Origin of the sequence: Mesorhizobium sp. Cs1299R1N1 (assembly GCF_037179655.1) — a bacterium.
GTDB lineage: Bacteria > Pseudomonadota > Alphaproteobacteria > Rhizobiales > Rhizobiaceae > Mesorhizobium > Mesorhizobium salmacidum.
In genome coordinates this window covers 606,650-620,876 of sequence record NZ_JAPYKR010000001.1, presented here as the reverse complement: position 1 = coordinate 620,876, position 14,227 = coordinate 606,650, and the positions used below count along the sequence as shown (strand labels likewise).

General features: G+C 63.0%; 16 protein-coding genes. 5 read left to right on the top strand and 11 right to left on the bottom strand.

All coding sequences use genetic code 11. The annotated features are described in order from the left end of the window. Both O7A70_RS03000 and O7A70_RS02995 read right to left on the bottom strand, forming a co-directional pair. Entirely contained in the window at positions 1 to 1,050 is a 1,050-nt protein-coding gene (locus tag O7A70_RS03000) for a hypothetical protein (protein WP_337138940.1), read from the bottom strand. Positions 1,051 to 1,123: 73 nt separating this feature from the next. Beyond that, positions 1,124 to 1,261 (bottom strand): hypothetical protein, encoded by a 138-nt coding sequence (locus O7A70_RS02995; protein WP_337138939.1) that lies wholly within the window; start codon positions 1,259 to 1,261, stop codon positions 1,124 to 1,126. Between the two features lie 228 nt (positions 1,262 to 1,489). Here O7A70_RS02995 and O7A70_RS02990 point away from each other — a divergent pair, with 228 nt between their 5' ends. The 3 genes from O7A70_RS02990 (at position 1,490) to O7A70_RS02980 (ending at position 4,839) form a co-directional block, all read left to right on the top strand. Next, a complete protein-coding gene (locus tag O7A70_RS02990) occupies positions 1,490 to 2,056 on the top strand; it encodes a sigma-70 family RNA polymerase sigma factor (protein ID WP_337138938.1) in 567 nt (188 codons plus the stop codon). A gap of 1 nt (position 2,057) precedes the next feature. Further along, positions 2,058 to 2,696, top strand: coding sequence for an NrsF family protein (locus O7A70_RS02985; protein WP_337132236.1), 639 nt, complete (start codon positions 2,058 to 2,060; stop codon positions 2,694 to 2,696). Between the two features lie 163 nt (positions 2,697 to 2,859). Next, positions 2,860 to 4,839: a PAS domain S-box protein gene (locus O7A70_RS02980; RefSeq protein WP_337138937.1), complete on the top strand. Its 1,980-nt coding sequence runs from the start codon at positions 2,860 to 2,862 to the stop codon at positions 4,837 to 4,839. A 9-nt stretch (positions 4,840 to 4,848) separates the two neighbouring features. Here the strand turns inward: O7A70_RS02980 and O7A70_RS02975 are convergent, their stop codons facing one another. From O7A70_RS02975 to O7A70_RS02945, 7 genes are all read right to left on the bottom strand, one after another. Continuing rightward, on the bottom strand, positions 4,849 to 5,727 hold the full coding sequence (locus O7A70_RS02975) for a 3-hydroxybutyryl-CoA dehydrogenase (RefSeq protein WP_015315562.1): 879 nt from the start codon (positions 5,725 to 5,727) through the stop codon (positions 4,849 to 4,851). A 209-nt stretch (positions 5,728 to 5,936) separates the two neighbouring features. Then, complete coding sequence (locus O7A70_RS02970; RefSeq protein ID WP_337138936.1) at positions 5,937 to 6,866, bottom strand: electron transfer flavoprotein subunit alpha/FixB family protein; 930 nt, start codon at positions 6,864 to 6,866, stop codon at positions 5,937 to 5,939. 23 nt (positions 6,867 to 6,889) lie between these two features. Then, a complete protein-coding gene (locus O7A70_RS02965) occupies positions 6,890 to 7,639 on the bottom strand; it encodes an electron transfer flavoprotein subunit beta/FixA family protein (RefSeq protein ID WP_337138935.1) in 750 nt (249 codons plus the stop codon). Positions 7,640 to 7,842: 203 nt separating this feature from the next. Continuing rightward, complete coding sequence (locus tag O7A70_RS02960) at positions 7,843 to 8,643, bottom strand: rhomboid family intramembrane serine protease (protein ID WP_337138934.1); 801 nt, start codon at positions 8,641 to 8,643, stop codon at positions 7,843 to 7,845. A 33-nt stretch (positions 8,644 to 8,676) separates the two neighbouring features. Beyond that, entirely contained in the window at positions 8,677 to 9,258 is a 582-nt protein-coding gene (locus O7A70_RS02955; protein WP_337138933.1) for a cob(I)yrinic acid a,c-diamide adenosyltransferase, read from the bottom strand. Between the two features lie 18 nt (positions 9,259 to 9,276). After that, positions 9,277 to 9,468, bottom strand: a complete 192-nt coding sequence (locus tag O7A70_RS02950) for a twin transmembrane helix small protein (protein ID WP_015315567.1) — start codon at positions 9,466 to 9,468, stop codon at positions 9,277 to 9,279. A 25-nt stretch (positions 9,469 to 9,493) separates the two neighbouring features. Then, positions 9,494 to 10,360, bottom strand: coding sequence for an SDR family oxidoreductase (locus O7A70_RS02945; protein ID WP_337138932.1), 867 nt, complete (start codon positions 10,358 to 10,360; stop codon positions 9,494 to 9,496). Between the two features lie 58 nt (positions 10,361 to 10,418). Between O7A70_RS02945 and O7A70_RS02940 the strand changes: the two genes are divergently transcribed. Next, positions 10,419 to 11,270: a YihY/virulence factor BrkB family protein gene (locus O7A70_RS02940; RefSeq protein WP_337138931.1), complete on the top strand. Its 852-nt coding sequence runs from the start codon at positions 10,419 to 10,421 to the stop codon at positions 11,268 to 11,270. Between the two features lie 169 nt (positions 11,271 to 11,439). Here O7A70_RS02940 and O7A70_RS02935 read toward each other — a convergent pair whose 3' ends face one another. Together O7A70_RS02935 and gluQRS are read right to left on the bottom strand one after the other, a co-directional pair. Further along, a complete protein-coding gene (locus O7A70_RS02935) occupies positions 11,440 to 12,336 on the bottom strand; it encodes a DMT family transporter (protein ID WP_337138930.1) in 897 nt (298 codons plus the stop codon). 151 nt (positions 12,337 to 12,487) lie between these two features. After that, complete coding sequence (gene gluQRS, locus O7A70_RS02930; protein WP_337138929.1) at positions 12,488 to 13,363, bottom strand: tRNA glutamyl-Q(34) synthetase GluQRS; 876 nt, start codon at positions 13,361 to 13,363, stop codon at positions 12,488 to 12,490. Between the two features lie 75 nt (positions 13,364 to 13,438). On the opposite strand from gluQRS, the gene O7A70_RS02925 reads away from it, so the two are divergent. Further along, a complete protein-coding gene (locus tag O7A70_RS02925) occupies positions 13,439 to 14,080 on the top strand; it encodes a DNA-3-methyladenine glycosylase family protein (RefSeq protein WP_337105289.1) in 642 nt (213 codons plus the stop codon). Positions 14,081 to 14,227 lie beyond the last annotated feature (147 nt).

Sequence of the window (14,227 nt, the reverse complement as noted above, 5' to 3'; positions counted from 1 at the left end):
TCAGCCTTTCGTGGCGGTGAGCGTCACGCCGCCGGTCATGGTGCGTGATCCGCTTTCGCCGATCGTGAAGACATGGACGTTGAAGGCCTTTGAGCCACGGAAGGCGGCGTCCTTCGGTTCGATCTCGACGGTGATCTCGGTTATCTGGCGGGGCTGCAGTGAAAGCGTTCTTGGAACGATCCTGACCGACCAGTCATCGGGAACGGGAAACCGGCCATAGGCCTGTTCCTCCAGCGCCTTGGCCCAGCGCGCCTTGCTCTCCACGAGCCTCGGCTGCGGGGTGTCCGTGCGTTCGTCTCGACTTTGGCCGTGTGGCGGGGTACATGGTTGCAGCTTCGGCAGGCCGTAGCAGTCCGCCTCGATCTGGAAACGCCGGACGACCGAGGCCTCGTTGCGGACGCTGAAGGAGAACTTTGCCGGTGAGCGCATCTCGGCAATGTTGACGTTCTTCTGGCCGAGGTTGTTGCCGGGGTTGGCGTCATCGCCCCAGGAAAGCTGTGCCTGCAGGCAGTAATGGCCGCCGGTGGCGGGCGTGGTCCAACTGAATTCGGCATAGGCCGGGCAATCGATCGTGCCCTTGGCCCCGAGATTGACGGCGAGGTTGGCGATCGGACGGGAAACGGTCTGTGCGCCGAAGGACAGGTAGGACAGCGCCACCCCGACGCCGACGGCCGGCGCATCATAGGACCCGTTCCAGACACGCACGCGAACGCGATAGGTGCGAGAGGGCTGCAGCGCACCGGTGACCGGCGCGGCGCCGTCGAAAATGTCGATGTCGGGATTGTCCCAGGTGACCGCGAGACCCTGCGCCATCAGATAGTACTGGGCATAGAGAAGAGGATCGGCGCGCTTGTAGATGTCGGGTGGCAGCTGGATGCAGCAATCGTTCTGCGCGGGGCCTGGCAGCCGCTGGCGCTTGGCCAACCGGCACAGCAGCATGCGAATCGTCGCAAACAGCACCTTCAGCCCGACGGCAAGACGCTTCCAGAATTCGGCGGCGAACAACAGCAGTGCCGCGGTTCTGACGTGGTTGACCAGAGATCCTGCCATGTCGTGTTTCCCACGCTGAGAGGACGCAACGGTAGTGTTTTCCTGGCAAACGTGTCCCCGCCGGTTCTCCCGGCTATTTCGTCAGTGATCCCTGTCTTCCGTAGAAGTAGATGGCAGCGACAAAGACTATGGCCGCAATGACAAGGCCGCTCTCGAAAGTTCCCGAGCCATTGTCGGGAGAAAATCCAAAAAAGCGTTCAATGAAATCCATTTCGGCCTCCCTCCGATCCTTGACGCTACAGAAGGGTTTACCTTACGTCAATCAAAGCTTGGCCAGCGCTGTTCCCAACGCCCGGACCGGGAACCAGGGAAACCGTCAGGGAATTTCGCGGGCCATCCCGCAAACTTTCGTGATTTGCCCGTAGTTTGGCTTGGACATTATTTCGCCGGCCACGTAACAAATCAGTGCCGAGGCGCGAAGATCGGGGAGTGAACTCTTGTGAGCGGCAAGGACGAGGCCGAGCTTTCCCGGCTGATGCGGGCCGCGATCGCGGGAGATGAAAAGGCCTATGCCGACTTTCTTCACCGGATTGCCGCGCTGATCCGCGGCTTTGTCAGGCGCAAGATCGTGCAGGGCGGGGTCGATCCCGAGGATGTCGTGCAGGAAACCTTGCTGGCCATTCATGTCAAACGACACACCTGGCGCCAGGACGCGCCGGTGTTGCCATGGGTCTATGCGATTGCCCGTTTCAAGCTGATCGACGCATTCCGGCGGCGCGGGCGGCGCATCGAAATCGATGTCGACGACATCGCCGAGACTTTCGCCGAGCCGGAAACCGAGACGGTCAGCGAGCGCGACATCAACCGGGCCCTCGACGGGCTGCCGCCGGCTCAGCGGTCAGTGGTTTCGGCCGTGTCCGTGGAGGGCCGTTCCATCGGTGAGACAGCGGCGAAGTTCGGCATCAGCGAGACGGCGGTGCGTGTGTCGCTGCACCGGGGACTTACCGCCATAGCCAAGCGATTCGGACAGGGGCGATTCGGACAGGGGCGGTTCGGACGGGAATGACATGAAGACCGACGATCTCATCAAGGCGCTCGACGCCGATGCCCGCAGCAAGGCGATGCCGTTGCGCTCGGCCTGGTGGCTGGCGGCCGGTGCGGCCGTCGTCGCCGCGGCCGCTGTTTTCATGATGACGATCGGGCCGCGCCCCGACTTCATGGTTGCCGCGCACACGATCCGCTTCCTGTCCAAGTTTGTTTTCACCGTCGTGCTCGCCATCAGCGCCTTCGCCCTGATCCGTGCCCTGTCGACGCCGGGTGCGGCGACAGGCCGTGCAATGGCGGCGATGATCGCCGCGCCGCTGCTGGTCGCGGTGGCCGTGGTGCTGGAACTCTTCATGGTGCCGCAGGCGCTATGGGGCACGCGCATGATCGGATCGAACATGATGATCTGCATGAGCTTCATCCCGCTGATCGGCATCGGCCCGCTGGCCATCTTCCTGTGGATGCTGCGCTATGGCGCGCCGACACGGCCGGTGCTTGCCGGCACCGTCGCGGGGCTGCTTGCCGGCGGGCTGGCGGCGACCTTCTATGCGGCGCACTGCTTCGACGATTCGCCGCTTTTCGTTGCCACCTGGTATACGATCGCCATCGCGGCCCTCGCTTTGCTCGGCGCGCTCGGCGGGCGGCTTTTCGTGCGATGGTAACAGGATACCCGCGCCCACACCCCGTTAATACCGGTCCTTAATCATGCCGGCAATTGTTTGCCGGTTCCCATGTCGCCGATGCTCCGGTCGCAACCTTTCCTTAAAATCGATCCTTCAGGGTCCTAACGGAAAAAAGCGATTGCCCACGGGGGTGGCATAAATCGTGACATTGCGAAGTACCATCGGGCCGGGACAGTACAAGCATGCAGCTCTGGCGCTGCTTGTGGCCGGCGTTGCCGTGGTGGCCGCCTCGCTTGTGCCGTCAAGGCTGGACCTTGGCGCGGAAGCCCTCAGACTTTGCCTTCAAATATCGGTCGCGGTTACGGTCTGCGCGCTTTTCCTGGCCTATCTGTTCATCACGCGCATCTCTGATGACCGGCGGCAGATTGCGGAGAGCGAGCAGCGGTTCCGCCGAGCCATGGAAGATTCGGCCATCGGCATCGCCATCGTCAGCCTCGACGGGCGTATTCTCCAGACCAACCCAGCCTTCGCCGCCATGCTTGGCTATAGCCGAGAGGAAATCGAGGCGCTGACCTTCTTCCAGATCACGCATCCCGATGATCTGCAGATCGGGCGGGAAACCATGGAAAGCATGAGAGCTGGCACGGTCAACGCCTTCCAATTCGAGAAGCGTTACCTCAAAAAGGATGGCGCGCCCATTTGGGCCAATCTTGCCGGCTCCGTCATCCGAGACGAGAAAAGCGGCCGGCCGCTCTATCTCGTTTCGCAGATCGAGGACATCGACGCGCGCAAGCAGGCCGAGGCGCGCATCACGGAGGCGGAAACGCGCTGGAATTTCGCGCTGGCCGGCGCCGGTCAAGGTGTCTGGGATCTCGACATGCGCAAGGGGGGCACCACCTATTCCCCCACCTGGGTCAAGATGCTGGGTTATGGGGATGGCGAGCTCGATGGTGACCCCGATCGCTGGCTGACGATGATCCATCCCGACGACCGCGCCGCGGTCGCGGAGGCTGATCGCGCCCATCTCGATGGCCAGACTGAATTTTTCGAGGCCGAGTTCAGGATGCGCCACAAGGATGGCCGCTGGGTTTGGATTCTCGACCGCGGCAAGGCCATCGAGCGCGATGCGGACGGACAGCTGATCAGAGCGATCGGCAGCTTGACCGACATCACCCGGCGCAAGCAGGCCGAAGAACGGCTCATCGTCTCAGCGGCGATGCTGGCTGACGAGAAGGAGCGGCTGAGAGTGACGCTGCAATCGATCGGCGATGCGGTCATCTGCACCGATGCCGCGAACCGCGTCACCTTCATGAACCCGGTGGCCGAAAAGCTGACCAGCGTTTCCGGCGACGAGGCACTCGGCAAGACGCTGAGCCATGTCTATTGGGCAGTCGACGAGGAGACCGGCCACAGGATCGGCATGACGCGGCCCGTGATAGGCGAAGAGGCGCGCTCCGACCAGAACAGCCGCGCGGTCCTCATCCGGCGCGACGACACACGCTGCAGCATCCGCCAGGTCGTGTCGCCGATCGTCAACGAGCGCAACGAATTCGGCGGGCTGGTGATCGTCTTCCAGGACTTCACCGATGCGCGCGCCCTGCAGCGCCAGCTTGCCCATGCCGCCGCGCACGATGCGCTCACCGGGCTCGCCAACCGCTCGAGCTTCATCCGCGCCATGGAGGGATTGGTCGATCAGGCGCGCAGGGACGGCACGATGGCCGGGGACCGCCATCAGTTCATGTTCATCGACCTTGACCATTTCAAGCTGGTCAACGACACGGGCGGTCACGCTGCGGGAGACGCCCTGCTGAAGCGGGTCGCGGAGGCAGTGCGCGGCGTGCTTGGTTCTGAAGACATCGTCGCGCGTCTGGGTGGCGACGAATTCGCTGTTATCCTGAAGTCCGGTTCTGCCGCTGGCGCGCGGCTCGCGGCGCGTTCCATCATCGATGCGATAGCCGGCCTCAACTTCACCTGGGAGGGCCGGCCGCACGCGATCGGCGCCAGCATCGGGTTGACGGCGATCTGCGCCAGTTGGGGCGAAGTCGACGAGATCATTGCGAGGGCCGATACCGCCTGCTATGCGGCCAAGGCGGCCGGGCGCGGATGCGTTTGCGTGGCACCCGACGGCAAAACCGCCGACGACAGGTCAGAACCACCCAAGCCGCTCGCCGCGGCCTCGTGACCGGACGCGTCAGCGCGTCGGAACGGGGTGCTCGCCGCGATAGTCATAGAAGCCGCGTCCGGTCTTGCGGCCGAGCCAGCCGGCTTCGACATATTTGACCAGCAGCGGGCAGGGACGGTACTTCGAATCCGACAGGCCGTCATGCAGCACCTGCATGATCGACAGGCAGGTATCGAGGCCGATGAAATCGGCAAGCTGCAGCGGTCCCATCGGATGGTTGGCGCCGAGCCTCATGGCGGTGTCGATGGCATCGACCGAGCCGACCCCCTCATAGAGGGTGTAGATCGCCTCGTTGATCATCGGCAGAAGGATGCGATTGACGATGAAGGCCGGGAAATCCTCCGAGACCGTGATCGTCTTGTCGAGCTGCTTCACATAGGTCTTCGCCGCCTCGAAGGTCTGGTCCTCGGTGGCGATGCCGCGCACCAGTTCGACCAGCTTCATCAGCGGAACAGGGTTCATGAAGTGTATGCCGATGAACCGCTCCGGCCGGTCGGTCTGCGCTGCTAGCCGCGTGATCGAGATCGACGAGGTGTTGGTCGCCAGGATCGCTTCGGGGTTAAGCTGCGGGCAGAGCTGCGCATAGATCTTGCGCTTGACGGTTTCGTCCTCGGTCGCCGCCTCGATCACCAGATCGGCGCCGGCAAGATCGGCCATGGTCGGTGCCGACGCGATGCGTGCCATGGCCTGGTTACGGAGTTTCTCGTCGAGCTTGCCGGACCCCACCTGACGGGCCATGTTGCCGCTGATGGTGGCGATGCCCTTCTCGATACGGTCGGGCGATATATCGTAGATCAGAACCTTGTAACCCGAAAGCGCGGAGACGTGCGCTATGCCGCCGCCCATCTGGCCCGCACCAATGATGCCGATCGTCTCGATCTTGCTCATTACCCGATCCCGTCCGGAGCGTTTTTCGCCAGAATCGCGAACCGCCCCATCTCTTTGTTTTCCCGCAATTCCCGGCGCAAAAAACCTGCGCACTGCCGCTGGAATTGCTCTCAGCCTTTGTGGCCTGCTTATTGTGCGGTGCAAACTAAAAGGGTGGGGCGACTTCGTCTACCCCACCCCTGGCAATTTAATACGGTTGCGCGGAAGCGTCAAAGTGCCTTCTGCAACTCCGGCAGGATGACGAAGAGGTCGCCGACGAGGCCGTAGTCGGCAACCTGGAAGATCGGCGCTTCCTCGTCCTTGTTGATGGCGACGATGACCTTGCTGTCCTTCATGCCGGCGAGGTGCTGGATGGCGCCGGAGATGCCGACCGCAATGTAGAGATCGGGGGCGACGACCTTGCCGGTCTGGCCGACCTGCCAGTCGTTCGGCGCATAGCCGGCGTCCACGGCGGCGCGGGAAGCACCGACGGCGGCGCCGAGCTTGTCGGCGACCGGCAGGATGACTTCCTGGAATTTTTCCGAGGAACCGAGCGCACGGCCGCCCGAGATGATGATCTTGGCCGAGGTCAGCTCCGGACGGTCGGTCTCCGACAGCTTGTTCTCGACGAAGGTGGACAGGCCGGGATTGGCAGCCGCAGGAACCGTCTCGACCGAAGCCGAGCCACCCTCGGGTGCCGCCTGGAAGGAGGCGGTGCGCACGGTGATCACCTTCCTGGCGTCGCTCGACTGCACCGTCTGGATTGCGTTGCCGGCATAGATCGGCCGCTTGAAGGTATCCGGCGAGACCACTTCGATGATCTCGGAGACCTGCGCGACATCGAGCAGGGCCGCCACGCGCGGCGCTATGTTCTTGCCCGCGGACGTCGCCGGTGCGATGATGGTGTCGTAGGCGCCCGCCAGCGAGACGACCAGTGCCGCCGTCGGCTCGGCCAGGCGCTCGGCGAGTTCGTCGGCTTCGGCGAGCAGCACCTTGCTCACGCCCTTCAGCTTGGCGGCTGCGTCGGCAGCAGCCTTGGCGCCTTTGCCGGCCACCAGCACATGAACGTCCGAGTTGATCTGCAGGGCTGCCGAAAGCGCCTTGGCGGTCTGGTCGGAAAGAGTTGCATTGTCGTGTTCTGCGATGAGGAGAATGGTCATATTTCTGTTCCTTTCCCGATCGTTTACAACACGCCGGCTTCGTTCTTGAGCTTGTCGACCAGTTCGGCGACGCTCTTGACCGTGACGCCCGCCTTGCGGCCGCTCGGCTCCTCGGTCTTGATAACCTTCAGGCGTGGCTTGACGTCGGCGCCGTAGTCGGCGGGCGACTTCTCGTCGAGCGGCTTCTTCTTGGCCTTCATGATGTTGGGCAGCGAGGCATAGCGCGGCTGGTTGAGGCGAAGGTCGGCGGTGACGATCACCGGCATCTTCAACTCCACCGTCTGCAAGCCGCCGTCGACCTCGCGCGTCACCTTGGCATGGTCGCCCTCGAGCACGACCTTGGAGGCGAAGGTGCCCTGCGCCCAGCCAAGCAGGGCGGCCAGCATCTGGCCGGTCTGGTTGGAATCGTCGTCGATCGCCTGCTTGCCGAGAATGACAAGGCCTGGCTTCTCCGCCTCGACCACGCCCTTCAGCACCTTGGCGACGCCGAGCGGCTCGGTTTGTTCGTCGGTCTTGACCAGGATGGCGCGGTCGGCGCCCATGGCGAGCGCGGTGCGCAGTGTTTCCTGCGCCTGCTGCGGGCCGATCGACACGACGATGATCTCTTCGGCCTTGCCGGCTTCCTTGATCCGGATCGCTTCCTCGACCGCGATCTCGTCGAACGGGTTCATCGCCATCTTGACGTTGGCGAGTTCCACCGCTGAACCGTCGGCCTTCACGCGAACCTTCACATTCGCGTCCACAACCCGCTTCACGGGCACAAGGATCTTCATTTGCCTGTCACCTCTTCACGCTAGTTGGGCGCGATATAGCAGCCTGCGCCCTTTCTGAGTTGTCGAAAGCCGACATTCCGGATGGAAATTCTGGTCTTTGCCCGCCTTGCGGCTGCTCCTTAACCGCTTTGGGCTGCGACGGAGACGTTTCCGTAATTGTGGCAACCCTTGTCGTCAATACGTTGGAAGCTGCTCAAATCGGTTCAGTTTGGGCCAGAAGGGTTTCCTCGGCCCCAGCGCGCCGCAGTGACGGACGTTTGGGGTGTCGCTGGTTCGCCAACGGCCGGAGGCTGTTCGGGGGTCGGAACCACGGCGTCCTCGTCAGCGGGGGCAAACAGCGGCACGCCGCGACTGCGCAGGACCAGCACCAGGACCGCGCCGGCAATGATGCCGCCGATGTGGCAGGCCCAGGAGATTTGATCCTCTCCGCCGGCCGCGAACATGACGACCTGGAACAGCACCCACAGGATGAGCGGAATGAAGGCTGGAATGCGCAAGGGGATGCGGGCAAAGGCAAGCACCCACACCTTCACCCTGGGATAGAGGATCAGGTAGGCGACGACCACGCCGGCAATGGCGCCCGAGGCGCCGATCAGCGGCACTTGCGAATCCCAGGCGATGAGCCCCTGGAAAGCGGCTCCGGCGATGGCGCAGAGGAGATAGAAGATCAGGTAGCGGATGTGGCCGAGCGCGTCCTCGACATTGTCGCCGAACACCCAAAGGAACAGCATGTTGCCGCCGAGATGGAAAATGTCGGCATGCAGGAAGGAGTAGGTGAGGTAGCTCAGGCTCTCGGGGATGATGATAAAGCGAGGGTCAAGCTCGGCCGTGTCGTGAACGACGGAGGGGATGAAGCCGAGGCCAAGCACGGCGGCATTGGTGAAATTCTCGCCGCCGAGCGCCGTGGCGCAATAGACCACGGCGTTGGCGACGATCAGCCCGATCGTCACATATTGCAGCCTGATGTGGCGCAGCATGTTGGTGTCGTAAAGCGGGATGAACATTTGTCGTTGGCCTCCTCCCGCCTTTCAGTCCGTTCAGCGGTTCTTGCCGGGAACCCATAGCACGTCGGCATTTCCATTGTCATTGACCGCCCGGGCGGCGACAAACAGGAAATCCGAGACGCGGTTGATATATTTCAGCCCGTCGCGGTTGACGTGTTCGGCCGGGTCCTGAGCCAGGGCGACCATCAGCCGCTCGGCCCGCCTGGCCACGGTGCGGGCAAGATGGAGGGCGGCCGCCGCCGGCGTGCCGCCGTTCAGCACGAAGGATTTCAGCGGCCGGAGGTCTTTGTTGAGGAGGTCGATGTCGTGCTCGACACGGTCGGTCTGGGCGGCAACGATGCGCAGCGGCTCGTAGCCAAGCGGCTTGCCGTCATCAGGCACGGCGAGATCGGCGCCGAGGTCGAAAAGGTCGTTCTGAATGCGGGCAAGCATGGCGTCGATCGCCTGATAGCTCTGTGCGGTATGCACGCGAGCCATACCGATGCAGGCATTGGCTTCGTCGACCGTGCCATACGCATCCACCCTGAGATCGGATTTCAGCCGCCGCTCACCAGTGCCGAGCCCGGTGGTGCCGTCATCGCCGGTGCGGGTGTAGATCTTGTTGAGCTTGACCACATCGCCTCCCGAAGGCCCTCACTTGCGGGTGAAATACACGGCCAGCAGGATCAGCGCCAGCGCCACGGCCTGCAGCAGAACGCGCGCCTGCATCAACTTGTTGGAGGTCACACCGGAGCCGCCGCGCATCATGTTGATGAGGCCCCTGATCAGCACGACCACCACGGCGGCCATGACCAGAATGGCAAGGATGTTGAAGGCAGTGGCCATTTTGTGTTTCCAGTTCTTTGCTTGTTCAGGCGCGCTTGGCGAGCAGGCGGTGGAGCATCGAGGCCGGCAGGATGCGTTTGAGCATGGCCCCGATCTTGGCCGATATTGTTACCACATAGTGCGGGCGCGGGCGCCGCGACAGAAGTGCATGGCAAAGCACCTTGTGGACCACTTCCGGCCCGGGCTTCAGTGCCGATTGGCTGCCGCCGGCGCGCATGCGTTCCAGCTGCGCGGCATAGTCGGCGCGATGCACGGAATTCCCGTGATCGATATTCCTGAGGAACCAGGGCAGGCCATTGCTGGCTATCTTCGACTTCACCGGCCCCGGCTCGATCAGCGAGACATGGATGCCGCTGCCGGCCAGTTCCTGGCGCTGGCAGAGCATCAAGGCCTCCAAGGCATGTTTGGACGCCGAATAGGCGCCGCGGAAGCGCACAGGCACGAGACCCAGGATCGACGAGCAATGGACGAGGCGGCCGTGGCCCTGGCGGCGCATCACCGGAACCAGACGGCGGGTCAGGTCGTGCCAGCCGAAGAAATTGGCCTCGAACTGCTCCTTGAGCGCCGCAACGGGCAGATCCTCGACGGCGCCTGCCTGCGCGTAGGCGCCGTTGTTGAACAGCGCGTCGAGCCTGCCGCTGGTGCGGTCGAGCACTGCCGCCACCAGGGCGGCGATCGATGCCGGTTCAGTGTAATCGAGATAGAAGGCCTCGATGCCGTCCGCTTCGAGCGCGGCGATGTCTTGCGGCTTGCGCGCCGTCGCGAACACCCGCCAGCCCTCGGCCTTCAACGCACGGGCGCAATAGGCGCCTATGCCGGAAGACGCACCGGTGACGATGATGGTGCGCAACTCTGCCGCTGGAGAATTCGAGGTTTGACGAAGGGTTGCCATTTGCCGCATTCCCTTCCCATATTCGCGGCGTCGAGACAATCGAAGGGAGCGCGCGTTCTTGCTGCGGAATATTGTCGCCCTGCGCCGCGTGCTCTACGACGCGATCGGCCATTTCAACACCGATGACGGCTGGGCGATGGCCAGCCATCTGGCGATCACCTCGCTGATGGCGCTGTTTCCGTTCCTGATCTTCGCCACGACGCTGGCCAGCTTCCTCGGCGCCCAGGCCTTTGCCGACACAGCCGTGCATCTGGTCTTCGACACATGGCCCGAGCAGATCGCCAAGCCGATCGCGCGCGAGGTGCTGAACGTGCTGACCGTCAGGCGCTCCGACCTGTTGACTTATGGCGTGCTGCTTGCCGCCTATTTTGCCTCCAACGGCATCGAGGCGCTGCGCACGTCGCTCAACCGCGCCTATCGGGTCACCGAGACGCGCGGCATCATCTATCGCCGGGTGCAGAGCATCTTCTTCGTGCTGATCGCGACCGCCGGGTTCCTGGCTATCAGCGTGCTCCTGGTGTTCGCGCCCCTGCTGGCGCGGCTGGCGGAAGCCCATTTCGAGTGGATCAAACCCTATACGGGCACGAGCACGCTGTGGCGTTACGTCATTGCCTCAACGGTCATCATCGGCGGACTTTTTGCCGTCCACTACTGGCTGCCGGCCGGCAAGCGCCGTTTCGTATCGCTGATACCCGGCATCATCTTCACGCTGGCCGCATGGCTTATCGGCTCGACGATGTTTGCCACCTATCTCGACCACTTCTCGTCCTATGTGACGACCTATGCCGGTCTCGCCTCGATCATGATCGCGGTGGTTTTCCTCTACATCGTCTCGGCGATCTTCATCCTCGGCGGCGAGCTCAATGCCGCGATCAGCCGCTATCTAGAGGCGCGCGCCCGGGTCGGTTGACCGGCCGAAATGAAGAGCCGAGGAATTGAAGAAATGGGGAATTGAAGAAATGGAGAATTAATGAGTTGAAGAGGAAGTACACAGCGCCAGATAGGCCGATTTTCCTCAATTCCTCAATTCCTCAATTCCTCAATTCCTCAATTCCTCAATTCCTCAATTCCTCAATTCCTCAATTCCGCAATTCCGCAATTCTTCCCTTGGTCTGCCGAGCCGTTGCCAGGCCGACGCCGAGTGTCGTGATCGCCATGCCGGCGATCTGAAGTGCGTTGAGCTGTTCGTTGAACAGGGCCCAGGCGATGATGGCCGTCACCGCCGGCACGAGGTAGAACAGCGACGCCACTTTCGACATCTCGCCGTCGCGGATCATCACCATCAGAAGGAAGATGGCGCCGAGCGACAGCACCAGCAGCAGCCAGGCCATGGCGAAGATCAATTCGCCATTGATGACGACGGTTTGCGTTTCGAAGGCAAGCGAAGCCAGGATCATCAGCGAAGCGCCGCCGACATATTGCCACATGGTGGCCGCCACGAGATCACCACCGGAAGCAAAACGCTTCTGCCAGATGGTGCCGGCACTCATGCCGAGTACGGAGACCAGGGAGGCGATCAGCGTGGCCGCCGTCACGCCGCCGCCGAGAGCCCCGAGTTTTGGCCACAGCACGATGACGATGCCGACAAGGCCGATAACAAGGCCAAGCCAGTGGCGCGGCAAGATGGCCTCGCCCAGAAACTTGCCAGCGAGCACCGCGGTGACCAGCGGCTGCAGGCCGACGATCAGGGCCGAAAAACCGGCCGGCATGCCCCTATGAATGGCCCAGAAAACGGCGCCGAGATAGACGCCATGCATCAGCACGCCGGCGCCGGTGGCATGCAGCGCCTCGGTGCGGGTGGCTGGTTTCGAGCCCAGCACCAGCATCAGGACGCCAAGCAGGATGGCGGCCAGCACGAAACGCGCGGCGAGGAAGGTGAATGGCTCCGCCCACGGCATGGCATAACGCGCGCCGATGAAGCCGGTCGCCCAAAGGACGACGAAGGTGGCGGGGATGAACCGCTTGAGGCTGGACATTTTCCGGAAACCGCCGCGCTGGTGAGAATTGACCCGTCGAGATGCTCTAATCCGGTTCAACCCTGCACGCAAAACGAAACGATTGATCCATGCGTCATGGGGATTCAACGGATAGCGCGTCTGGAGAGCATTTCTCCTGACGGTGTACTGATCAAAGCCCGACCAGCTTTCTGACATCGTCCGGCGAAGCGCCGGCTTCGCGCAAGGCGGCCAGACCGGTATCCCTGAGGCTCTTCGACAGTTTTCGCCCGTCCGGCCCAAGGATTAGCCGATGATGGAAATAGGCCGGCCGTGGCAATCCCAGAACCTCCTGGAGCAGCCGCTGCATCCCGGTCGCGGAAAACAGGTCCTGGCCGCGTACGACATGGCTGACGCCTTGCAGCGCATCGTCGATGACGACGGCGAGATGGTAGCTGGTCGGGATGTCGCGGCGCGCCACGATCACGTCGCCCCAGTCCTGCGGACGGGCTTCGACCGGGCGCGTCGCGGATAGCATCTCATCGGTGAATTCGGCCCATGTGAGGTCCTTGCCGGCACGCGCCATGGCGGCGCCGACGTCCAGCCGCCAGGCGAAAGGCGCATTCTCGGCGATGCGCCGTTTGCGTTCCTTCATCGGCAATGCCTTGTCGGCCGGGGGGTAGAGCGGCACACCGTCGGGATCGCGCGGCCAGTCGCGTCCGCGCCTTTCGCTGTCGGCGATGAAAGCCCTGATCTCGCCACGGCTCATGAAGGCGGGATAGACCAGTTCCTCGCGGATCAGCCGTTCCAGCACCGCTTCGTAGTCGCCGAAATGCTCGGATTGCCGACGCACCGGCTCTTCCCAGCCCAGGCCCAGCCATTTCAGGTCGGCAAACATGCCCGCCTCGAACTCCGGCGTGCAGCGCGTGGTGTCGATGTCTTCGACACGAAGCAGCAGGCGGCCGCTCGTGTGCATCGCAAGCTTCTGATTGAGCAGCGCCGAATAGGCGTGGCCCAGATGCAGTTCGCCGTTGGGGCTGGGCGCGAAGCGGAATGTCAGGAGCGTCATGTCTCAGGCGGCAATCGGGTTGTGCTGCGGTTTTGGCCGTTGCTACTTTGCGGCACATTTTCGGACAAGGATATCATGCAGCGCATCGCGACAGTGGACGACGTTGAGCGGGGACTGGACGCGCTTTGCCTAATCGACCCGCGCCTGGAAAAAGTGCGCGGCATGGCCGGCGAGGTGCCGCTCAGGCTTTCGGAGCCCGGCTTCAGGAGCCTGGCCTCGATCATCGTCTCGCAGCAGGTGTCGCGGGCCAGCGCCGATGCCATCTTCGGCCGGCTGACGAAACTGGTCGATCCGCTGACGCCGCAGGCGATCCTTGTCGCCGGCGAGGACATGTTTCGCGAGGCCGGCCTGTCGCGGCCCAAGCAGCGTGGCCTTGTCGCGGTCGCCCAAGCCGTAGCCGACGGGCTCGACCTGCATCACCTTTGTTCGCTCGACGCTGGGGAGGCAATCACCAGGATGACGGCCGTGCCCGGTATCGGTCCCTGGACGGCGGAAGTGTATCTGTTGTTTGCCGCCGGGCACCCCGATATTTTCCCTGCGCGCGATGTCGCCCTGCAGAGCGCTGTCGGCCACGCGCTGGGCATCGACCCACGTCCAGCGGAGAAAACACTGATCGCATTGGCCGAATCATGGAGCCCGTGGCGAGGTGTCGCATCGCGACTTTTCTGGTCCTATTATCGCGAAACCAGGGGCCGGGACGCCGCACCGCCGGCCTGAATTTGCAAAAAAGCATAAAAATCATGCGTTTTTGGCACGTCGCGCGAGCGACAATCCGCTTCACATCCCTGTCATGTCAGGCTTACAGTATCCGCGCCGAACGGTCGGGCTTTTGAAGCAGCGCATGATCCTTTCCGAAAGTCGAAT

Excerpts from the sequence above, each read along its gene's own strand:
- O7A70_RS03000 (WP_337138940.1), bottom strand. The coding sequence starts at position 1,050 with ATGGCAGGATCTCTGGTCAACCACGTCAGAACCGCGGCACTGCTGTTG.
- O7A70_RS02995 (WP_337138939.1), bottom strand. The coding sequence starts at position 1,261 with ATGGATTTCATTGAACGCTTTTTTGGATTTTCTCCCGACAATGGCTCG.
- O7A70_RS02985 (WP_337132236.1), top strand. The coding sequence starts at position 2,058 with ATGAAGACCGACGATCTCATCAAGGCGCTCGACGCCGATGCCCGCAGC.
- O7A70_RS02975 (WP_015315562.1), bottom strand. The coding sequence starts at position 5,727 with ATGAGCAAGATCGAGACGATCGGCATCATTGGTGCGGGCCAGATGGGC.
- O7A70_RS02970 (WP_337138936.1), bottom strand. The coding sequence starts at position 6,866 with ATGACCATTCTCCTCATCGCAGAACACGACAATGCAACTCTTTCCGAC.
- O7A70_RS02965 (WP_337138935.1), bottom strand. The coding sequence starts at position 7,639 with ATGAAGATCCTTGTGCCCGTGAAGCGGGTTGTGGACGCGAATGTGAAG.
- O7A70_RS02960 (WP_337138934.1), bottom strand. The coding sequence starts at position 8,643 with ATGTTCATCCCGCTTTACGACACCAACATGCTGCGCCACATCAGGCTG.
- O7A70_RS02950 (WP_015315567.1), bottom strand. The coding sequence starts at position 9,468 with ATGGCCACTGCCTTCAACATCCTTGCCATTCTGGTCATGGCCGCCGTG.
- O7A70_RS02945 (WP_337138932.1), bottom strand. The coding sequence starts at position 10,360 with ATGGCAACCCTTCGTCAAACCTCGAATTCTCCAGCGGCAGAGTTGCGC.
- O7A70_RS02935 (WP_337138930.1), bottom strand. The coding sequence starts at position 12,336 with ATGTCCAGCCTCAAGCGGTTCATCCCCGCCACCTTCGTCGTCCTTTGG.
- gluQRS (WP_337138929.1), bottom strand. The coding sequence starts at position 13,363 with ATGACGCTCCTGACATTCCGCTTCGCGCCCAGCCCCAACGGCGAACTG.
- O7A70_RS02925 (WP_337105289.1), top strand. The coding sequence starts at position 13,439 with ATGCAGCGCATCGCGACAGTGGACGACGTTGAGCGGGGACTGGACGCG.